Source organism: Achromobacter xylosoxidans (assembly GCF_002192695.1).
Taxonomy (GTDB): Bacteria; Pseudomonadota; Gammaproteobacteria; order Burkholderiales; family Burkholderiaceae_B; genus Achromobacter; species Achromobacter xylosoxidans_C.
In genome coordinates, this window is the sequence record NZ_MTLG01000011.1 from 233975 (window position 1) to 253261 (window position 19287).

The window sequence follows — 19287 nt, forward strand, 5'->3', positions numbered from 1 at the left end:
TGTGTAATATTTTGGATTGAAATTAGCGAAACCTTCAATTTCTTGGAAAAATCGTGCAAAGCAAGAATTTCGACCCCACGGACCTGCGGATCCTGGCCGCCTTGCAGGTCGACGGACGCCTGTCCAGCGCCGATCTGGCCGAGCGCGTTTCGCTCACGCCCTCGCCTTGCTGGCGGCGCGTCAAACGGCTGGAGGACGAAGGGGTGATCCGCGGCTACCGGGCCGAGGTCGACGTCAAGAAGCTCGGCTTCGGCGTGACCGCGTTCGTCTGGATTTCGCTGGACAAGAAGGGTGCCGAACACGTCAAGGCGTTCGAGGACGCCATCAAGCACGTGCCGGAGGTGCTGACCTGCCATTGCGTGTCGGGCCGCTATGATCATCAGCTGACGGTCATCGCCCGCGACCTGGACGCTTTCGGCGATCTGGCGCGCTACGTGCTTGGCGCCCTGCCCGGCGTGAAGGAGGTCTACACCTCCTTCGTGCTGAAGGAGGTCAAGGGGCTGGGGGATGCGATTTCGTTGCCGGCGGACTGATGCAAGGCCCTCTGTGCCGGAGGCGGCCAGCCATCAGGCCGCGTTGAACCGTTCCAGCCACGGCAGCGCCGCTTCCAGCCGCGCGGACTCCAGCTCCGGCCGCGCCGCCCCTTCCGGCAGCGTCAGGCCCACCCGGTTATGCCAGTACGTGCGCAGGCCCACCTTGCTGGTGCCGAACATGTCGTAGCCAGAACCGGCGACGAACGCGGCCTCGGAGGGCTGCACCTGCAATCGGGCCAAGGCCAGCTCATAGGGGCGCGGATCGGGCTTGTAGTAGCCCGCCTCCTCCGACGTCACCACCACGTCCCAGTCCACGCCCAGCAAGCCGGCGGCGCGCTGCCCCAGGCGTGCGGAACAGTTGGTGACCACGGCCAGGCGGCAATGCGGCCGCAAGGCCTGCAGCAATTCACGGGCGCCATCCCAGGCAGGCAGTTCGTCCCAGCCCGCCTCCAGCGCGGCGGGCGCGGCCGCCGACAGGCCGACCGCGGACGCGGCCTCCTGCACCAGACGCTCATACGGTTGATAGACGCCGCAGCCATAGGTGCGGCGCAGATACTCCGCGCGCCAGGCCCGTCCGGCGGCCTCGGAACCGGCGGCACGGTTCCAGATGGTCCAGGAGTCGAGCAAGGCCGTCAGCAGGTCGAACAACACGGCCCGGGGATAGGCGGGTACTGCGGTGGGACTGGACATGCGCGGCTCTCTCGGGTGGGGATGGACCCACTATAAAGAGCAACGCCGCCGCTGTGATTCAACCTGCGTTTACCCAGCATTAAGCCTGAACTTAATCACGCTACCAGCGGTACGCCACCCGCGCCATGATGGTCCGCTCCAGGCCGTAATAGCAGTTGGTCACGCTGTCGCACGCGGCCACGTAGCGCTTGTCGAACAGGTTGCTGGCGTTCAGCGAGAACTGGTAGCTCCCCATGTCGTAGCGCAACGCGGCATCCACCAGCGTATAGGCAGGAACGTGCACCGCGTCCGGGATGTCATTGGTCGACCCCATGTAGCGCACGCCCGCGCCGAACCACAAGCCGGCCAGCGGCCCCGTCGCCGACAGGCGGTAGTCGGCCCACAGCGACGCCATGTGATCGGGAATGTAGGGCGGACGCTTGCCCAGGTTGACCGCCGTCCGCGCCGCCTTGGTCACCTTGACGTCGTTGTAGGTGTAGGACGCCAGCACGTTCAGCTGCGGCGTGACTTCCCAGGTGCCTTCCAGCTCGATGCCGCGCGAACGGATTTCGCCGGTCTGCACGCTGAAGCCGGGATGAGCCAGGTCCGCGGTCGACACATTGGTCTGCCGCAAGTCGAAGAGCGAGACCTGCGCGAAGCTGCGGGCGCCGGCCGGTTGATACTTCAAGCCGATTTCATACTGCTTGCCACGCGTGGGCTGGAACGGCGTGCCGCCGTAGCCCGCGCCCGCCACGGGTTCAAAGGACTCGGTGTACGACGCGTAGGGCGCCAGGCCGCTGTCGGCCAGATAGACCAGCCCGACCTTGCCGCTGAACTGCTCGTCGTTGGTGCGCGTGGTGGTTTCCACGCCGGTGCGCAGGATCGTCTCGCCCGTGGTGGAACGCGCCCAATCGTAGCGGCCGGCCAGTTGCAGCACCCATTTGTCGTAGAACTTGATCTGGTCCTGCGCATACAGGCCGAACTGCCTGCGCACCTGGTTGGTGTCGTTGGACGCCTGCGGCGTCGCGCCGGGGAATGGGCGGCCATACACCGGGTCCCACACATTGATCGGATCCACCGCGGCCGTGCGCAAGCCGTAGAGCCGGTCAAAGCGCGACTCCTGGTAATCCGCGCCCAGCAGCAGCGTGTGCGCCACCGGCCCATGAGCGAGATTGAACTGGGCCTGGTTGTCCAGCGTGAACAGGTGGAAGCCCTCTTTGCTGACCAGCGAAATGCGGCGCAGATCGGTATAGGGTTCGCGCGTCTGCACCCAGCCGCCGTTCGCCCCCAGGCTGCGGTAATCGACGTCCAGAGTGGAATAGCGCAGGTTCTGGCGCAACGTCAGCTGGTCGTTGACCCGATGCTCGGCCAGGTAACCGATCTGCGCCTTGCGCCGGTCGGTCTGGTCGAAGGTCGGGTCTCCCGTGAAGAAGTCCACCGGGATATGGCCGTTGGCGACTGGCCAGACCGTGCCCGCCGCAGGCAGGAAGTTGGCCGTATTGCCCGTGCGGTCGTGCTGGTACTGCGCCAGCAGCGTGATCGAGGTCGCCGCGCTGGGCTTCCAGGTCAACGACGGCGCCAGCAGGACCCGGTCGTCGTCGACGTGATTGGTCTGCGTGCCGCCCTCGCGCCCCACCGCCGTCAGGCGGTAGAGCCAGCGGCCGGCATCGTCCAAGGGGCCGGTGAAGTCGCCAGAGAGCTGCTTGCGGTCGAAGCTGCCGTACTGCACCGCCAGCTCGCCGCTGCGCGTATCCAGCGGACGCTTGCTGACCTGGTTGACGAGGCCGCCGGGCACGGTCTGCCCATACAGCACGGACGAAGGGCCGCGCAGGACCTCCAGGCGTTCCAGTGTGTAGGGATCGACCTCCCAGCCGCCGTAGCCGCCCGAGTAAGCCAACTTCAGGCCGTCCAGGTACTGGCCGTTGTTGGCGACGTTGAAGCCGCGCACATAATAGGTGCCGCGGCGCGTGTCGTAGATGGGCTCGGTGCGCACCCCGGCGCTATAGCGCAAGGCCTCGTCCACGCGGCTGACGCCCTGCGCCGCCATTTGCGCCTGCGTAATGACGCTGATCGATTGCGGCGTCTCGATCAGCGGCGTGTCAGTCTTGGTGGCGGTCGCGCTGTTGCGCGCGACATAGCCGTCGACCGGCCCCCAGGCCCGCTCGCCGCTGCCATGCACGGTGATCGGGTCCAACGTGCTGGTGGCGGCGCCGGGTGCGCGCCGGATCGTGTAGCCCGCCTCGCCACGCGCAACCGCCTCCAACCCGGTGCCAGCCAGCAGGCCGGCGAACGCATCCCGGGGCGCCAACGTGCCCGACAGGCCCGGGCTTCGCAGCCCCGCGGTCAACGCCGGATCGAACGACAGGATCAGGCCGGCCTGCTCGGCATAGCGGTTCAGCGCCGGGGCAAGCGGACCAGGCGGCACATCGACCGCGCGGGCGATCGTCGCAGCAGATGCAGCCGACGGCTGCGCCCAGACGGGATGAACCGCGGCCAGCGCGGCCGCGGCGGACAGCGCGCGCAGGGCGCGTGCAGTGAATTTGGAATGACTCATGAGCGGACGACCCTCTCCAGATTGATGGCTACTCATGAGTCATGACGAAGCAAACCGCGCCAGGGACAGCGGCATGCGGAATTTTTTTTCAACGGCGCTGCACCAGCACCAACCAAGGCGTGTATCGGCCGACCGTGATGGGAAGACTGGCCGCCAGCGATGCCAGCGCCTGGTCGGGCGCTTCCAGCGGAAACACCCCGGACACGCGCAAACCGTCCAGCGAACCCGGGTCGTATTGCAGGCGCCCCTTGCGGTAGCGGCTCAGCTCAGCCAGCACATCGGCCAGCGGCTGGTTGTCCACCACCAGGCTGCGCCGCGTCCAGGCCAGCGCCTGTTCCGGATCCACCGGTTCAACCTCCCCCACCTGGCCCCCGCCCATGCGCACGCGCTGCCCCGCCGCCAGATCGGCACAAACCGGCGCGGGAGCCTGGGCGCAAGCCCGCACGCGGGATTCCTGCACGATCACATCCGTATGGCCGTCGCCGCGCCGCACGGCATAACGCGTGCCCAGCGCCTGCGCCGTGCCGTCCGGCGTCTGCACCACGAAGGGCCGTCCCGTAGCCTCGTGGGCCACGTCGACGAGAATCTCTCCTTGCCGCAGAGTGATGAGACGCTGGCGGGCATCGAAGCGTACGTCGATGGCCGAATCGCTGTTCAAGGTAATGCGGCTATGGTCATCCAGTTCAATGACGCGCCACTCGCCCACGCCGCTGCGGTGATCGGCCAGCAACCAGGCCGGCGGCGCCATGCGCCACAGGCCGGCCCCGCACACCAGCAATGCCAGCGCGGCCGCTCCCAGGGCGCGGCGTCCGATACGCGGCTTGCGGTCGGCCTGCTCCAGGATGCGGCGGGCTGCCGCAGGCGAATCGAAGGCCGCGACCCGATCAAAACTTCCCCAAAGATCCTCGAGCCGACGATAGACCCGCTCGTGCTCGGGATCCGCCGCCCGCCACCGCAGACAGGCCTCGCGGTCGGCGTCGCTCGCGCCCTCATCGCGCAAGGTGGCCATCCATTGCGCCGCGTCCGCCACGATGGGAGGAAGGGCCTGCGCCTTCACGCAGCCTCCAGCGCCAGATAGCAATGGGCAAGCGCGCGCGCGACATACTGCTTCACCATGCTAGAGGACACGCCCAGTTCGGCAGCGATCTCGCCATAGCTCCACCCTTCCAGCCTATGCAGCAGAAAGGCGCTGCGCGGCTTGGCAGGCAAGGTATCGAGCATGCGCGCCAATTCCGCCAGGATCTCGACGGTTTCAAGCAGCTGTTCGGGCGCGGGCGCAGTTTCGCCGCCATGCAGGATGGCCCAGCTTTCCAGGCAGAACGCCTCGAGCTTGCGCCGCCGCGCATCGTCGATCACCAGCCGTGTCGCAGTCGTCGTGAGGTAGGCGCGCGGCGTCCTGATCGCCGCCAGATCGTCGCGGCCGATCAGCCGCACGAAGGTGTCCTGCGCGAAGTCAGCGGCGTCGCAGGGCGAGCCCAGCTTGCGGCGCAGCCACCCGACCAGCCAGCCGTGATGATCGCTGTACCAGGTCAACAAGGCCGCGTGGCGGGCGGTATCGGGAGCGGACATGGCACGCGCGGAGGAATTTGGAAATAAGAATGATTAGCAATCATATCAAAGTCCGTTTCCCGTCATCGCGCTTTTTCCATCGCGGCGCGGATGCGTTTTTTTCTAAGCCCGACGATTCACGCAGCCTGCCGCTGCTATCAGTTTGACGCGGCAAAAACAAAAGGCCGTTGACGATAACGTCAACGGCCTTTGAAATTCTGGTGGGCTGTGAGTGGCTCGAACACTCGACCTACGGATTAAGAGTCCGCTGCTCTACCAACTGAGCTAACAGCCCTGCAACTTCACTCAGTCTCGTCCGCTTTGCTGCGCGTTTTTTAATCCGCTGCCGCTGCGTTTCGTTATGTGTGTAGTGCGAAGAAGCAAGATTATATGCAGCTTTTTTGGTTTGTGCAAGTCACGTGGAAAAAACTTTCTTCAGCCCTGCCTCAAGCCGCAAATCCGCCGTCCACCGACAGGCTCGCACCGGTGACGTAGCGCCCTTCCGGTCCAGCCAGGAACGCCACCATGCCGGCGATGTCGCGGGCTTCGCCGTAGTGCGGTAGGGACAGCACCGCCACCAGGTCCGCTGCATGCGCGCCGTCGGCCGGATTCATGTCGGTGTCGATCGGGCCGGGGTGCACCACATTGGCGGTGATGCCGCGCGCGCCCAGGTCGCGCGCCAGGCCCTGGGTCAGGCCGACCAGCGCGGACTTGCTGGCGGCATACAGCGCGACGCCGGCGCGGCCCGCGCGCCCTGCCAGGCAGCTGCCAATGTTGATGATGCGTCCGCCGTCCGGCATGGCCGCCTGCGCCGCCTGGATGGCGACGAAGGGCGCGCGCACGTTGATGTCCATGGTGCGCTCGTAGTCGTCCAGGCTGGTCTCGCCGATCGCGCCGGTCAGGAAGATGCCGGCGTTGTTGACCAGCACGTCGATGGGGCCCAGTTCGGCGATGGCCCGGTCGACCGCGCCCCGGACCGCGGACGCGTCTGCCGCATCTGCCTGGATGGCGAGCGCGCGGCGCCCGTCCACCGACAGTTCACGCGCCAGCGCCTGCGCGCTGGCGGCCGAGGAAGCGCTCACGTAAGTGAAAGCCACGTCGGCGCCATCGGCCGCAAGGCGGCGCACGATGGCGGCGCCGATACCCCGGCTTCCGCCGGTGACGAAGGCAATTTTTCCAGTCAGATTCGGCATTGCGATACCCATATTTGTAGTGATCAGTACAAATATATTCGCCGAGCCCACTAACGCCCGTCAACTATTTTTTTATCGATCACCACAAAAATCCCTGGCAGGTAAAATCATGCCCATGGCAGAACGTGGGCGCCCCCGGAACTTCGACCGAGCCCAGGCCTTGCGCAAGGCCATGGACGTCTTCTGGTCGAAGGGATATGACGGAGCATCGCTGACCGACCTCACGGCGGCGATGGGCATCAATTCGCCCAGCCTCTATGGCGCATTCGGCTCAAAGGAAGGACTGTTCCGCGAAGCGGTGGAGCTCTACCGCGAAACCGAGGGCGGATCGGCGCGGCGCGCGCTGCAGGATGCGCCCACCGCCCGCGAAGCCATCCAATCCATGCTGCTGTCATCCGCCGAACGCTTCACAGCTCCCGGCACGCCGTCGGGCTGCATGATCGTGCTGGGCGCGCCGGCAGGCTGCGCGAACCAGGCCGGCGTAGGCGACTTCCTGGGCGACAACCGCCGGGAGATGCAAAGCCGCATCCTGGCCCGCCTCAATGCCGGCGCCTCGCATGGCGAACTGCCGGCCGGCGCCGACCTCAAGAGCCTGGCCGCCTTCTACACCACCGTGCTGCATGGCATGTCGATCCAGGCGCGCGACGGCGCCAGCCGCAAGACCTTGCAAGCCGTGGCCAGACAGGCGATGTGCGCCTGGGACGCACTGACCGAACGCATACCCAACGGATAACGTCATGTTCCGGATCAATCTGCGGCATCTCATCCTGTGGATCAGCCTGCTGTCGGTTGTGCTCGCGCTGATGGGCAGCCTGCATGCCAGCTACCTGGTGCAGCGCGACCTTCTGCTGCGTACCGCGCTGGAACTCAACCAGGCCTACGCTTCCAAGCTGGCTTCCGTGACCGACGTGTTCCTGACCGACCTCAGAAACTATCTGTCGTATGGCGCGGAAATGCTGGCCGACATGGAAGTGCATCCCGAACACATGGCGGCCGAAACGCAGCGGCAGGAACGGCAGCTCGGCCAGTTCAACTCCACGTTTGTCGTGTCGCCGCAAGGCAAGGTGCTGGCGGCATCGACATCGGACCGCGCGTTGCTGGGCCAGCAACTGAACAGCGAGGCCGTCAGACGTGCGCAGGAAACCTTGCACCCGACGGTCAGCGCCCCGTTCATGGATCTCAAGAACCGCTGGCTGATCCTGTACACCCACCCCATTTTCTCGGCCGACCACCGCTATCTGGGGTTTCTGGGCGGCACGCTCTACCTGCATGAGCACAATATGCTGGATCACCTGCTGAGCCAGCACTTCTACCGCGGCGACTCCTCCCTTTACGTCATCGATCGCAACGGCACCCTGATCTATCACCCCGACCGCGGCCGGCTGGGACAGAGCGTCTCCAAATCCGGCGCGTTCGCCCCCGCCCTGCGCGGTGAAACCGGTGAAATGCGCTTCACCGACGATGACGGCCACGCCTTGCTGACGGGCTATGCGCCAGTGCCCAGCATGGGCTGGAGCATCATCGCGCAACGTCACGTCGATGCCACCTTGCAGCCCCTGGGCGATCTGCTTCTGACCACGGCTCTCCATACCTTGCCATTGCTGCTGCTTTCAGTGGCCTCCATCTGGCTGCTGTCGCGCTGGATCGCCCGGCCGCTGGGCGAACTGGCCGGCATCGCCAAGCACATGCAGAACGCGGATTCGGCGGATCGCATCCGCGACGTGCGCTCCTGGTACTTTGAAGCCGCGCAACTCAAGCGCGCGCTGCTGGCGGGCCTGTCCTCGATCCATCACAAAATCCGCGACCTGCGCCGCGAAACCACCACGGATACCTTGACGGGCCTCTTGAACCGGCGAGGAATGGACGAGGCGCTGGCGCTGCTGCAAGCCGAGAAGCAACCGGTGGCAGCCGTGGTCATCGACATCGATCACTTCAAGCACATCAATGACCGCCACGGCCACGCGGAGGGCGACCGCGCGTTGCAGTCCCTGGCCAAGCTGATGAGCGAAGGGTCGCGCAGCGGCGACACCGTGGCGCGCGCCGGCGGCGAGGAATTCGTCATGCTGCTGCCCGGCGCGCCACTGGAGGCGGCCATCGCGCTGGTGGAGCGGCTGCGCCAGCGCATTGCCACGGAGCCGGGCGCCGTCGCCACGCCCCTTACCATTTCGGCGGGCGTGGCGGCCTACCCCGCGCATGGCGCGACGCTGGAGGCCGTGCTGCAGCGCGCCGACCAGGCGCTCTATTACGCCAAGAACCACGGCCGCAACGCCGTCTGCGTCGCGGACGACGACGCCCAGGCCGGAGCGCGCCGGGCCTCGCCGGCCTGAGCCCTATTTGCCTTTGGACGGAGCAGGCGGCGGCGCCTTGGGCGGCACGCGCATCTGCTTCAGCAAGGGACCGCAGGCATTGTCGTCGGTGGTGCTGGGCGCAACCAGCGCCAGCAGCCCGGCGGCCGGCGTCAGCAGTACGCCCAGGGCCACCATGCCCGCGCCGCGCGCCGCCAGCGGCAACACATGCACACCCACGTCCGGCGAGCCGAAGGTTCCCCGCACATACAAGGGAGAGCGCAGCGAGAAGATGCGGAAACCCTTGCTGTCCGGGGTGATTTCCAGGTCCATCTTCTCGTTCTTGAAGTCAGCCGTGCCGGTAATGCTGATCAGCGCGTTCTCGGTGTCGAACACGAACACGCGCGGCGTCATGACGCCGTTCTTCATTTCCAGATCGGCCGCGCCACAATTGATCTTCACCTCATCGTCGCCGAACAGCTTGGAGACGACGTAGTTGCCCACGTTGAGCCCCGCGATCTCCATCAGGCTGCGGCTGATGACGCCATCGTTGACCAGCATCTTCACATCGCCGGTCGCCGTGCCCAGCAAGGCGGCGACCGAGTTCCCCGCGCCGCTCACCGCCATGTCGCCATTCAGCTCTCCCAGCGTTTTCTGCATGGCGGCGGTGCCAGGAAACAGCTGCTTGAGCCGCAGGCGGCGCGCGCTGATTTCCACGCGTCCGGTCAGGGTCGAGCCGGAGCCGTCCAGCCGTATGGTGGAATTGATGTTGCCGCCGGCCATGCCGAAGCGCAGGGGTTCGAGCGTCAGTTTGCCGTCCTGCAGCACCAGGTGCACGGACAGATCCGACAGCGGCAGCTTGCTGTCATGCACGATGCGGCCCGCGTCCAGCGCAACGTCGGCATCCATGTCGCGCCAGCGGTCGGTGCGGAATGCCTGCGTGGGCAGCACCTTGCCGCCCTTGGGCTTGGCCGGCGCGTCCTTGGCCTTGTCCGTTTCGGCGCCCGCCACCTTGCCCGACGGCACGCCGATCAGCGGACCCAAGTCCTCCATCCGCAACTGTTTGGAGGAGAGCTTGCCGGTCAGCTTGGGGCGGGGCATGCCCAATGCGAAGCTGATATCGCCATGCAGATCGCTGTTGCCCACCTTGCCGTTGAAGTCCTTGTAGTCGAACACCGCGCCGCCGGGATTGCGCAGTTTGGCCACCAGGTGGCCGTCGGTGGAATAGGGCGGCGTGTCCGGCAGGGTGACGCCCGTCAGCGGATACAGCTGCGCCATGGATGCGCCCGACAGCTTCAGGCGCAAGTCCAGCGACCCCAGATTGACCGGATCGGTCAAGGTGCCCGCGATCGAGGCTCGGGTGCCGCCGATGGCCACGTCGGCCTGCACCGGAAAGGGCTGCCTGGGATCCTGCAGGGCCAGCATGCCGCCGACCTTGCCTTCGCCCTTGGTGGCCAGGCCCTTGTACTTGCCGTCCACCTTCCAGCCGAACACATAGTCGCGCGGCGACGGCGCAGCGCCGCCCTCCTCCGCCGCGAAGGCCGCGCCGGCCACGTCCGCGAACGGCACCGGCTTGCCCAGGGGATCAACCAACACGGTCAGGTCCGCCTTGAGGACTTCGTCCACCAGCCCCACGCGGCCCTTGTCGAAGCCGATTTCGTTGATGTCCAGCACCCAGGGCGAAGGCTCGCCGGTTTCGGGCAGCGTGAACTCCCAGTTGGCGCGGCCGTCGGCCAGGCGTTCCAGGTCGGCGGCGGGCTCGGTCAGCTGGATGCGCCGGATGACGACGCGCTGGCGCAGCAGCGGCAGGGGCGCCAGACTGAATTCCCCGCGCTTGAGCGTTGCGAACTGCGGCGCCTTGGCCCAGGGCGCATTGCCCACTGAAATATCGTTGGCGATGACGTGAGGCCACGGCACCCAGGCGCGCCAGCCCCCCTCGTCGGGCTCGCGCGCCCATTCGATGCTCAGGTCGCCGTTGATGGCGAACGGCCGGCCGATAGCGGCGCTGGCCCGCTCGTTGATGAAGGGCTTGGCGCGATTCCAGTCGAAGGTGGCGATCACGGCCACCAGTATCGCCACGAGGAGCGCCGCTCCCCCTACAATCCCGATCGCTATTTTTCTTGAGCGCGTCATGGTTATTATCCTTGGCATTGCGGCCGGCGTATCGCTGCCGGCTCCTGTTACCTCCAAGGGTATCGCGGCCCGCGGCCCTGTCTGGACGCGCCGGCCCCATAATGTGTGCGGATTTTTCCAGGCTCGGCGCTCCCTGCAAAGCCGCGCGGCACGCGTTGCCCGGGGTTTGCGCAGCACGGCCCGTGCCCGGCCCCGCAGTGGCCGGTTACAAAACGAAATGGCTCCGCGACGCGAAATGTGACGCGAACGCCGGCATCCATCGAATTTTCGACGCCGGCGCCGCTCAAATGCTCAAACGACAGACCCCGGCCCATCGGACCGGCTGGCAGAACAACCTGGAGGCCCGATGCGGCATTCGACCTTGATTTTCGTGGTGGCGGCATTTGCGCTGCTGACGCTGAGCCGCCTGGCGCTGGCCGCCTGGCAGTCCAAGCGCGTGCGCGATGCCGGGGGGTTGATCCCCCTGCTGCTGGGCGGGCTGCGCATCGACGCGCACCAGATCGCCGTGCTGGCTGCGCTGCCGGCTGCGCTGTCGCCCTGGCTCGGCCACATCCCGCTGGCCGCCGCGCTGGCCGGCTACTGGTATCTGGTCGCGTTCATCCTGCTGGCCTTCCTGGAAGTGGCCACCCCGCCCTTCATCATGGAATACGACTCGCGCCCCAACCGCCTGTTCGTCGAATACCTGAAGCATCCGCGCGAGGTCTCCGGCATGCTCTGGCGCGGCTACAAGGGCGCGCTGGTGGGCGGCCTGGCCGTGGTGGGGCTCATCGGTTGGGGCGCCTACGGCCTGTTCGGCCACGCCCAGCCTGATGCGCAACTGAGCTGGTGGCAGATGCCGCTCGCCAGCCTGGCGATCATCGCGATCACCGTCCTGGCCATACGCGGTACCCTGGGCCACCGTCCGATCAACCCGTCCTCGGTCGCCTACAGTTCGGATGGCATGCTGAACACGCTGGCGCTGAATTCGCTCTACAACGTCTTCTACGCCGTCTACAGCATGAAGAACGAAAAGTCCGCCTCGGACGTGTATGGCGGCATGGACGACGACAAGATGCACGGGCTGGTGCTGGCCCAGGCCGGCCTGCCCAACCCACCCGCCAACCCCGACTATCCCAGCCTGCACCGCCAGTTGGCCACCCGCAAGACGGCGCGGCCGCTGAACCTGGTGATCATCCTGGAGGAAAGCCTGGGCGCGCAGTATTGCGCCGGCCTGGGCGGCGCCGACCTGACGCCCGAACTGGACGCCCTGGCGCGCGAGGCCTGGACATTCACTCGCGCCTATGCCACCGGCACCCGCTCGGTGCGCGGGCTGGAGGCGGTGGTCACGGGTTTTCTGCCCACTCCCGCCCAGGCGGTGCTGAAACTGCCGCGCTCACAGCGCGGCTTCTTCTCGCTGGCCGACCTGCTCGGACGCCATGGCTACCATTCGCGCTTCATCTACGGCGGCGAATCGCACTTCGACAATATGAAGGGCTTCTTCCTGGGCAACGGCTTCAAGCAGATCGTGGACCGTCCCGATTTCGTGGACCCGGCCTTCGTCGGCACCTGGGGCGCGTCGGATGAGGACATGTTCAACCAGCTGGACCGGCTGCTGCGCGAAGACGGCGACCAGCCGACCTTCACGCTGGCCTTCAGTGTGTCCAACCATTCGCCCTGGGAGTATCCGGCCGGCCGCATCCAGACCGACGGCAACCCGGCCACCGTCGAAAACACCGTGCGCTACGCCGACTGGGCGCTGGGCCGCTTCTTCGAACGCGCCAAGGCCTCGCCGTACTGGGAAAACACCGTGTTCCTGATAGCGGCGGACCACGACTCCCGCGTCTTCGGCGCCAGCCTAGTGCCCGTGCGCCACTTCCATATTCCTGCCGTGATCCTGGGCGCCGGCATCGAGCCGCGCCGCGACGACCGCCTGATCAGCCAGGTCGACCTGGCGCCGACCCTGCTGTCGCTGATAGGCGTGGACACCGAACATCCGATGATCGGCCACGACCTGACCCGCAGCACCCCGGGCCGGGCCATCATGCAGTACGACAACACCTATGGCTACCTGAAGGAAGACGAGCTGCTGGTGATGGCGCCCAACAAGACGCCGCTGCAATACCGCTACACGGCGCCCGAGGAATACGCGCCCATGCCGCTGAATCCGGATCTTGCCGCGGAGGCGCTGGCGCATGCGCTGTGGCCCAGCTGGGCCTATCGCGAAGGCCGCTACAGCCTGCCAGGGCAGGCTGCCGAACCGTCCGCCTCCGGCGAAAAGCCTGCCGCCTGATCCCCTGTCCGGCGGCCGCTACGCCGGCCGCTTGAACGCCCTGCGGGCCTTTTCGCTGGCGGCGTGGCAATGGCAATCGGGGCTGTGGTCGTTCACCATGCCCACCGACTGCATGAAAGCGTAGACCGTGGTGGGCCCGACGAACTTCCAACCCAGTTTCTTCAAGGCCTTGGACAGGGCCTCTGATTGCGCCGAAGTCGAGGCGCCACGGGTCGACGGCGCCCCTTTGGGGGCTTCGAAGCGCCACAGGTAGGCGCCCAGCGAGCCTTCGCGCTCGATCATCTCCAGCGCGCGGGCGGCATTGTTGATCACGGCTTCGATCTTGCCGCGATGGCGCACGATGCCGGCATCGTCCAGCAGCCTCAGCACCTCTTTTTCGCCAAAGCGCGCCACCTTGGCGGGCTCGAAGTTGGCGAAGCCGCGGCGGAACGCCTCACGCTTGGACAGGATGGTGCGCCAGCTCAATCCCGACTGAAACCCCTCGAGGCAGAGCTGCTCGAACAGGGCCCGGTCATCGCCCTCCGGGTAGCCCCATTCGGTGTCGTGGTAGGCCATGTACTCGGCGGACGTGTCCACCCAGCCGCAACGGACCAGGCCGTCGGGAGATTCAGTGTTGGCGTTCAAGGCAGGCTCCTGGCCGCTGTTGGGGCTACCGATGCTACCGCAGCAACGTCCCCGATAAAAGACCATCCCAGGCCAAAAAAATCGTGGCGGCCGCCGCTCATATCCCGCTAATATTTGCAGCCCTGATCCCGCGCCGGCCCTGTCCGCGCGCGTCCCGGCGCTGTACGGGGGGTCTGCGTCATGCGGCCCGTTTTGCGAGCCAGCCGGGACCTGGACAGGTTTTCAGCCTTCCGCGCGCCATGTCCCTGCTAGAGTCCTCTCTCATTTCCTTCGTCTCGCCCGCCGTCCTGGCAGGCGACGACCCGGCCGCCAACCCCTGTCTGGACTGCGGGGCATGCTGTGCGCATTTCAGGGTGTCGTTCTATTGCGGCGAACTGGCCGGCGAGAACGGCGGCCATGTGCCGCTGGAGCTGGTCACCCAGATGAGCCCGCTGCGCGCCTGCATGAAGGGTACGGAAACCGGCGGCGGCCGTTGCATCTCGCTGCGCGGCGAACTGGGCCAGCCCGGCATCCATTGCGCCATCTACGAAAACCGCCCCACGCCCTGCCGGGAATTCGACATCTGGATGCCTGACGGCTCGCCCAACCCCGATTGCCAGCGCCTGCGGCTGGCGCTGGGGCTGGCCCTGGTGCCGCCCCGGCCGGACGCCGAGAACGACCCGCAAGGCCCCATGCACCCCAACCAGCCCGCCGCCGCCTGAAACGGCGGGTTTCAGCCCGCGCAGGGATGGCTGGCGTGCGCCAGCATGGCCGGCGCGGGACGGGTATCGGACGCAGGCGCCCGCGCCCGTTTGCGCACCCGGACGATATCCGGATCCTTGCCCAGAAAGCCCAGCACGTTGCGCATCACCCGTTCGCGCTCCTGGTCCACGCAGATCATGTGATAGCTGTCCTGCAGCATCACCACCGTCGATTGGGGTATGCGCCGTTCCAGGAAGCGGGCCGAGCGTGGGCTGGTCAGCTCGTCCTCTTCCGCGTGCATGATCAAGGTCGGGCAGCGCATGCGCTCCAGTCCCTGCCGGACCATGCCGCGCAGCCGGTCCACCTGGCGCACGCAGGCCAGCGGCACCCATTGGTAATGGAAACCGTCGCCGCGCGCAAAGCCCGCCTTGATGAAGGCGCGCACCAGCTCGCTCTTGACGCCATACGGATCTTCCTCGCGCACCCGGATCCACCGCCGCAGGCCCGGCAAGCGATACACCAGGTAGCGCACGGCCCGGTACCAGGGCGTGCTCCACCCATCCAGGAACACCGGCGCGGACAGCGACACCAGCGCGCCGCGCGTGTGCGATTCGCGCTTGCACAGCTCCACCGCCAGCAGAGCGCCCAGGCACATGCCGATGACGTGCAGCACCTCGTATTGCGCGCAAAGCTCGCGATAGCGCTGCGTCACCACCGCCATCCAGTCCTCGACCTTCACATCGAGCAGGTCTTCCGGACAACCGGCATGGCCGGGCAAGGTCACGCCGTGGGTCTCGACCCCGGCGCGCGCCAGCACCTTGTGCATGGCGCCCATGTCGAATTCGGTGCCGCCCAGGCCATGGATGAGCAGCGCGCCGACGCGTTGCTGGCTCACGGCGCACTCCTGGCCGACGACGACGCCAAGAAAAAAAAGTCATTCATGAAACACCCCTGAAGCATGGCGGGCAGGACAAAAAGGCTTGTCCGACCCTGGCGTCATACTAGGCAGGGGGTGTCTGGGAAGATCGGCAAAACTGTCGGAGAACCGTGAAAATGCGTAAAGCCCGCCGGTTGGACCGCGCTACTCGCGTTCGGCCAGGTAGCGCGTGGGCGTCACGCCGAATACCGCGCGGAAGCTGCCGATGAAGGCGCTGGTGCTCTCATAGCCCACCGCGAGGCCGGCCTCGGTGACCGAGCCGCCGCGGCAGAGCAGCTCCAGCGCGCGCAGCAGGCGGGCCTGCTGGCGCCACTGTCCCAGCGTCACGCCGGTTTCCTGGCGGAAACGGCGCATCAGCGTGCGCGAGGACATGTTCAGGCGCTGCGCCCACTCATCGATGCCGGCCGTGTCGTCGGGCCGGTCCAGCAGCGTATTGGCCAGATCCTGCAAGCGTGGATCCACGGGCATCGGCAGCGGCACGGGCTCATGCTCGCGCTGCTTGAGTTCTTCCAGCAGGACGTCGAACAGCTGCTCCTGGTAGGCAGGAGACAAAACGGTGTTCGGCTGGACCGAAGTGAAGCGGTCCATCAGGGCTTCGATCAGCCGGGACGCCGGCCAGGACCGGCAGTGGTCCGGCAGACGCTCGCAGGCGTCGCGGCGCACGTACAGGAACGACCCGCGCGCCTCGCCGAACCAGCGCGCGCCATGCTGCACCCCCGGCGGGATCCAGCCCAGGCTGCCCGGCATCACGGTCCAGACCTGGGCGCCCGCCTGCACCAGCACCAGCCCCTCGTGCACCAGCACCAGCATGCCCTCGTCATGGACATGAGAGGGCACGGCGATGCCTTTGGATTCGCGCCGTCCGCGGACGCTGAACGGCGTCAGCAATACGTCCGGCAAGGGAGGCGCAACGGCCACGTGAAGCATGGTTGGCAGGTTTGAGCTACAGGTTGACGGTTTCCGGTGAGCGGGCCTAGTTGGAAATGTACATCATTCTCACCTGGATATCAGCCACGCAAGGAAACCCTCCCATGGACCACTCAAGACTGCGCCATGCCGGCATCAAGGCCACCTTCCCGCGCATGAAGATCCTGGATCTCTTCTATCAGCACGCCGGCCTGCACATGAGCCCGGCCGACATCTACCGCAACCTGCTCTCGGACAGCAGCAATATCGGCCTGGCCACGGTTTATCGCGTCATCACGCAACTTGAAGGCGCCGGCCTGCTCAAACGTACTCAGCTCGACGCCCACACCACGGTGTACGAGCTCAACGACAAGGGACACCACGACCATCTGGTCTGCACCGATTGCGGACGGATCCTGGAGTCCAGCGACCCGGCCATGGGCCAGCTGGTCAGGAAGATCGCCAAGCGCAGCGGCTTCCTGCTGGACTCCTACAGCCTGGTGCTTTACGGCCATTGCGGCTGCGGCAAGAACGCGGCAGCCCTTCCTCACGGAGAATTCGAATGAACCACGAACAGTTTTTCTTCCACGACCTGTCCCAGTTTCCCATCGTCACTTCCAGGCATGGCGGCGCGCCCGACGGCTACTCCGCCAGCTGGATACGCGAAATGGAGATGCTGGTGGACAACCCGCAGAGCTTCGTCATGGTCGTGCCCGACATGCGGCAGGAAGCCGGCCAGGCGGACCGCAAGGCCATGGTCGAATGGCAGACCGCCAACATGCCGCGCCTGAAGGCCCGTTGCCGGGCCTTCATCGCCGTGGAGGGCAATGCCGAGGCGCTGGACAAGATCCGCAAGCGCGGCGAAAAGATGACCCGCGCCTTCGGCGTGCCGTTCCTGGCCGTGGCCACCGTCGGCCAGGCGGCGCAATGCGCCCGCGAACTGCTGGGCCATTCCGGCCCGGGAGGCTTTATCGTCGACTAGAAGGGCCCGTCGATTTAAGAGTTGGCCGCCAGCGCCGTTGTCCATTGATGTCAGGGCGCTGGTACCCACCGGGTTGCGCGCCCCATCAACCCCAGGAGCGGCAGCCCAGCATGAACCGCGCACTCGCCTGCATTTTTTGCCAATCGACGCTTGCGCAAGGCGCTCCGCTGCTCGAACAGAACGGTGCAGCCATCTGCAAGACCTGTGCCGACAGCTTCTCGGCCCGGTTCTCCGAACGCGCCTGGACCATGGCGGCCACCCTGCAGGAGCAGCTCGACGTGCTGCTGGAGGAAAGCCGGCGCGCCCTGGCGCAAAGCGAATTGATGGCGGAGCGCGCCCGCAGCTGCGGCCTGAACCTGCACGATCTGTCGGCCATGCCGGCGCGCACCCTGTCCTGAAATCCCCCGCCGTCAGCGCCCTCCTCCTGCGATTTTCACACGTTGGTCGATGGCGCCGAACGGCGCATCGCCATTCGGTCCGCGCGCCAGGATACGAACGCGGTCGCCATGCCGCAGATAGGGCGGCAGCCGCGCTTCGGGCACACCATCGAGCTGGGCGCGCACCCGCGCTTCGGTAATGCAGGCGCTGCCCGCGCCCGGGTCCGCGTTGCTGATGGTCCCCGCGCCGACGATGCTGCCCGCCGCCAGGCTGCGCGTCCTGGCAAGGTGCGCGATGATCTGGGCGAAATTAAAGACGATCTCGCTATTGGCATGGGGTTCGCCGAAGCGCTCGCCATTGATCTCGATGCGCACAGGCAGGTCCAGCATGCAGTCCTTCCAGGCGGCGCCCAGCGCGTCCGGCGTCACCGCAATGGGCGCGAAGCTGGTCGCAGGCTTGCTCTGGTAGAAGCCGAAGCCCTTGGAGAGTTCGCCAGGAATCAGTCCGCGCAGGGACACGTCGTTGAGCAGGACCACCAACGCGATCAGATCGGCAGCGTGGGCGGCATCGGTGCCCATGGGTACGTCCTTGGTAATCACGGCGACCTCGGCCTCAAGGTCGATCTGATGGGCCTCGTCGACCGCGACGATGGCGTCCTCCGGCCCGAGCATCACGTCCGACCCGCCCTGATACACCAGCGGTTCGTCTTCATAGCGCGGCGGAATAGGCTCCCGACGCCACTGGTAGATCAGCCGCGCGTGATTGCGGTAGACGGAGGCATCCGCCCACTGGTAGGCCCGGGGCAGCGGGGCCATGCACTGGGCGGCGTCGAAGGCGTCGGCTCCGGCCCACTCGGCGGCGTCGAGTTCCTGGCTGCGGCGCACGAGCCGCGGCGCCACTGCCTCCCAACCATCCAGCAAGGCCTGCAGCGTTGCCGCGCCGGCCCCGGCGGATGCCCACCGCAAACCCGAGGCGCTCACCAGCATCAACTCGCCGTCACGCGAGCCATTCCTGCGCGTCGCCACGCGCAATGGCAAAGCAAGCTTCGTCATGCCAGCCCCCCCGGCGCGGTCGCGAAACCGCGCTTGTCCTCGGTCCAACGATCCAGGGCCGCGCGGGCCTCGCGCACGTAGCCCTCAACCACTTCGGGCGCCGCCACTTCGACCGTCAGCTCCAGCCGCAAGCCATTGGGATCGAAGAAATAGATCGATTCGATGTAGCTGTCGTGGTCCGTGACGCCGACCACCTCCACGCCATGGGCTTCGAGCCTCGCCTTCATGGCCAGCAGATCATCGCGCTGAGGCACTCTCAGGGCGATGTGATTGACCCAGCCCGGCGTGTTCGGCGACGGCAGCGCCGCGGTCTGGTCGCCCAGGTCGAAGAACGCGATGCAGGAGCCGTCCCGCATGCGGAAGAAGATATGCACGTAAGGGCAGAATTCCCCGGTGCTGGGCACCGAGTCCTTCTTGATGACGTGCACCAGCGGCAAGCCCAGCAAGTCCTCGTAGAAACGCCGGGTTTCCTCGGCATCCCGGCAGCGCCAGGCGAAATGATGCAGTCCCTGCACGGGACGGGCGGCGGTATGGTCCATGCGA

The 19287-nt window shown here is 66.5% G+C and carries 19 protein-coding genes and 1 tRNA gene; 8 read left to right on the forward strand and 12 right to left on the reverse strand.

Translation table 11 applies throughout. From position 1 onward, the window contains the following. Nucleotides 1–53: 53 nt before the first annotated feature. A complete protein-coding gene (locus tag BRO63_RS03500; protein WP_088138549.1) occupies nucleotides 54–533 on the forward strand; it encodes an Lrp/AsnC family transcriptional regulator in 480 nt (159 codons plus the stop codon). 33 nt (nucleotides 534–566) lie between these two features. On the opposite strand, the gene BRO63_RS03505 is transcribed toward BRO63_RS03500, so the two are convergent. From BRO63_RS03505 to BRO63_RS03530, 6 genes are all read right to left on the reverse strand, one after another. Then, nucleotides 567–1223, reverse strand: coding sequence for an HAD family hydrolase (locus tag BRO63_RS03505; RefSeq protein ID WP_088138550.1), 657 nt, complete (start codon nucleotides 1221–1223; stop codon nucleotides 567–569). A gap of 100 nt (nucleotides 1224–1323) precedes the next feature. Beyond that, on the reverse strand, nucleotides 1324–3756 hold the full coding sequence (locus BRO63_RS03510; RefSeq protein WP_088138551.1) for a TonB-dependent siderophore receptor: 2433 nt from the start codon (nucleotides 3754–3756) through the stop codon (nucleotides 1324–1326). Nucleotides 3757–3844: 88 nt separating this feature from the next. Continuing rightward, nucleotides 3845–4813: a FecR family protein gene (locus BRO63_RS03515; RefSeq protein ID WP_088138552.1), complete on the reverse strand. Its 969-nt coding sequence runs from the start codon at nucleotides 4811–4813 to the stop codon at nucleotides 3845–3847. Beyond that, nucleotides 4810–5325 carry a sigma-70 family RNA polymerase sigma factor gene (locus BRO63_RS03520; RefSeq protein ID WP_088138553.1) on the reverse strand — a complete coding sequence of 172 codons (516 nt, stop codon included), beginning with the start codon at nucleotides 5323–5325 and terminating at the stop codon, nucleotides 4810–4812. Before BRO63_RS03520 ends, BRO63_RS03515 begins: the two co-directional genes overlap by 4 nt. Before the next feature lie 198 nt (nucleotides 5326–5523). Continuing rightward, a tRNA-Lys gene (locus BRO63_RS03525) sits at nucleotides 5524–5599 on the reverse strand. 151 nt (nucleotides 5600–5750) lie between these two features. Next, the gene (locus tag BRO63_RS03530; protein WP_088138554.1) at nucleotides 5751–6497 is read right to left on the reverse strand and encodes an SDR family oxidoreductase; all 747 of its coding nucleotides are present in this window, start codon (nucleotides 6495–6497) and stop codon (nucleotides 5751–5753) included. Between the two features lie 115 nt (nucleotides 6498–6612). Between BRO63_RS03530 and BRO63_RS03535 the strand changes: the two genes are divergently transcribed. Continuing rightward, entirely contained in the window at nucleotides 6613–7230 is a 618-nt protein-coding gene (locus BRO63_RS03535) for a TetR/AcrR family transcriptional regulator (protein ID WP_088138630.1), read from the forward strand. Between the two features lie 4 nt (nucleotides 7231–7234). Continuing rightward, complete coding sequence (locus BRO63_RS03540; RefSeq protein WP_088138555.1) at nucleotides 7235–8824, forward strand: sensor domain-containing diguanylate cyclase; 1590 nt, start codon at nucleotides 7235–7237, stop codon at nucleotides 8822–8824. A gap of 3 nt (nucleotides 8825–8827) precedes the next feature. Here BRO63_RS03540 and BRO63_RS03545 read toward each other — a convergent pair whose 3' ends face one another. Beyond that, nucleotides 8828–10915: an AsmA family protein gene (locus BRO63_RS03545; RefSeq protein WP_088138556.1), complete on the reverse strand. Its 2088-nt coding sequence runs from the start codon at nucleotides 10913–10915 to the stop codon at nucleotides 8828–8830. A gap of 346 nt (nucleotides 10916–11261) precedes the next feature. Between BRO63_RS03545 and BRO63_RS03550 the strand changes: the two genes are divergently transcribed. Beyond that, the gene (locus BRO63_RS03550; protein WP_088138557.1) at nucleotides 11262–13184 is read left to right on the forward strand and encodes an LTA synthase family protein; all 1923 of its coding nucleotides are present in this window, start codon (nucleotides 11262–11264) and stop codon (nucleotides 13182–13184) included. 18 nt (nucleotides 13185–13202) lie between these two features. Here BRO63_RS03550 and BRO63_RS03555 read toward each other — a convergent pair whose 3' ends face one another. Beyond that, nucleotides 13203–13808 carry a DNA-3-methyladenine glycosylase I gene (locus tag BRO63_RS03555; protein ID WP_088138558.1) on the reverse strand — a complete coding sequence of 202 codons (606 nt, stop codon included), beginning with the start codon at nucleotides 13806–13808 and terminating at the stop codon, nucleotides 13203–13205. Between the two features lie 239 nt (nucleotides 13809–14047). On the opposite strand from BRO63_RS03555, the gene BRO63_RS03560 reads away from it, so the two are divergent. Further along, nucleotides 14048–14509: a YkgJ family cysteine cluster protein gene (locus BRO63_RS03560; protein ID WP_088138559.1), complete on the forward strand. Its 462-nt coding sequence runs from the start codon at nucleotides 14048–14050 to the stop codon at nucleotides 14507–14509. 11 nt (nucleotides 14510–14520) lie between these two features. On the opposite strand, the gene BRO63_RS03565 is transcribed toward BRO63_RS03560, so the two are convergent. Together BRO63_RS03565 and BRO63_RS03570 are read right to left on the reverse strand one after the other, a co-directional pair. Further along, nucleotides 14521–15384 carry an alpha/beta hydrolase gene (locus BRO63_RS03565; RefSeq protein ID WP_088138560.1) on the reverse strand — a complete coding sequence of 288 codons (864 nt, stop codon included), beginning with the start codon at nucleotides 15382–15384 and terminating at the stop codon, nucleotides 14521–14523. Nucleotides 15385–15570: 186 nt separating this feature from the next. After that, the gene (locus tag BRO63_RS03570) at nucleotides 15571–16353 is read right to left on the reverse strand and encodes a helix-turn-helix domain-containing protein (protein ID WP_088138561.1); all 783 of its coding nucleotides are present in this window, start codon (nucleotides 16351–16353) and stop codon (nucleotides 15571–15573) included. 104 nt (nucleotides 16354–16457) lie between these two features. Here BRO63_RS03570 and BRO63_RS03575 point away from each other — a divergent pair, with 104 nt between their 5' ends. The 3 genes from BRO63_RS03575 to BRO63_RS03585 all read left to right on the forward strand — a co-directional run bounded on the left by BRO63_RS03575 (nucleotide 16458) and on the right by BRO63_RS03585 (nucleotide 17712). Next, the gene (locus tag BRO63_RS03575; RefSeq protein ID WP_054457561.1) at nucleotides 16458–16898 is read left to right on the forward strand and encodes a Fur family transcriptional regulator; all 441 of its coding nucleotides are present in this window, start codon (nucleotides 16458–16460) and stop codon (nucleotides 16896–16898) included. Beyond that, a complete protein-coding gene (locus BRO63_RS03580) occupies nucleotides 16895–17314 on the forward strand; it encodes a hypothetical protein (RefSeq protein ID WP_088138562.1) in 420 nt (139 codons plus the stop codon). Before BRO63_RS03575 ends, BRO63_RS03580 begins: the two co-directional genes overlap by 4 nt. Before the next feature lie 110 nt (nucleotides 17315–17424). Further along, a complete protein-coding gene (locus tag BRO63_RS03585; RefSeq protein WP_088138563.1) occupies nucleotides 17425–17712 on the forward strand; it encodes an MSHA biogenesis protein MshH in 288 nt (95 codons plus the stop codon). Nucleotides 17713–17724: 12 nt separating this feature from the next. Here the strand turns inward: BRO63_RS03585 and BRO63_RS03590 are convergent, their stop codons facing one another. Together BRO63_RS03590 and BRO63_RS03595 are read right to left on the reverse strand one after the other, a co-directional pair. Next, the gene (locus BRO63_RS03590) at nucleotides 17725–18744 is read right to left on the reverse strand and encodes a fumarylacetoacetate hydrolase family protein (RefSeq protein WP_088138564.1); all 1020 of its coding nucleotides are present in this window, start codon (nucleotides 18742–18744) and stop codon (nucleotides 17725–17727) included. Beyond that, on the reverse strand, nucleotides 18741–19283 hold the full coding sequence (locus BRO63_RS03595) for a VOC family protein (protein WP_088138565.1): 543 nt from the start codon (nucleotides 19281–19283) through the stop codon (nucleotides 18741–18743). The genes BRO63_RS03590 and BRO63_RS03595 overlap by 4 nt, the downstream gene beginning before the upstream one ends. Between the last annotated feature and the right edge of the window lie 4 nt (nucleotides 19284–19287).

Coding starts and splice junctions, on each gene's coding strand:
- BRO63_RS03545 (WP_088138556.1), bottom strand. CDS start 10,915: ATGACGCGCTCAAGAAAAATAGCGATCGGGATTGTAGGGGGAGCGGCG.
- BRO63_RS03580 (WP_088138562.1), top strand. CDS start 16,895: ATGAACCACGAACAGTTTTTCTTCCACGACCTGTCCCAGTTTCCCATC.
- BRO63_RS03575 (WP_054457561.1), top strand. CDS start 16,458: ATGGACCACTCAAGACTGCGCCATGCCGGCATCAAGGCCACCTTCCCG.
- BRO63_RS03535 (WP_088138630.1), top strand. CDS start 6,613: ATGGCAGAACGTGGGCGCCCCCGGAACTTCGACCGAGCCCAGGCCTTG.
- BRO63_RS03520 (WP_088138553.1), bottom strand. CDS start 5,325: ATGTCCGCTCCCGATACCGCCCGCCACGCGGCCTTGTTGACCTGGTAC.
- BRO63_RS03505 (WP_088138550.1), bottom strand. CDS start 1,223: ATGTCCAGTCCCACCGCAGTACCCGCCTATCCCCGGGCCGTGTTGTTC.
- BRO63_RS03590 (WP_088138564.1), bottom strand. CDS start 18,744: ATGACGAAGCTTGCTTTGCCATTGCGCGTGGCGACGCGCAGGAATGGC.
- BRO63_RS03585 (WP_088138563.1), top strand. CDS start 17,425: ATGAACCGCGCACTCGCCTGCATTTTTTGCCAATCGACGCTTGCGCAA.
- BRO63_RS03540 (WP_088138555.1), top strand. CDS start 7,235: ATGTTCCGGATCAATCTGCGGCATCTCATCCTGTGGATCAGCCTGCTG.
- BRO63_RS03560 (WP_088138559.1), top strand. CDS start 14,048: ATGTCCCTGCTAGAGTCCTCTCTCATTTCCTTCGTCTCGCCCGCCGTC.
- BRO63_RS03510 (WP_088138551.1), bottom strand. CDS start 3,756: ATGAGTCATTCCAAATTCACTGCACGCGCCCTGCGCGCGCTGTCCGCC.
- BRO63_RS03595 (WP_088138565.1), bottom strand. CDS start 19,283: ATGGACCATACCGCCGCCCGTCCCGTGCAGGGACTGCATCATTTCGCC.
- BRO63_RS03530 (WP_088138554.1), bottom strand. CDS start 6,497: ATGCCGAATCTGACTGGAAAAATTGCCTTCGTCACCGGCGGAAGCCGG.
- BRO63_RS03570 (WP_088138561.1), bottom strand. CDS start 16,353: ATGCTTCACGTGGCCGTTGCGCCTCCCTTGCCGGACGTATTGCTGACG.
- BRO63_RS03550 (WP_088138557.1), top strand. CDS start 11,262: ATGCGGCATTCGACCTTGATTTTCGTGGTGGCGGCATTTGCGCTGCTG.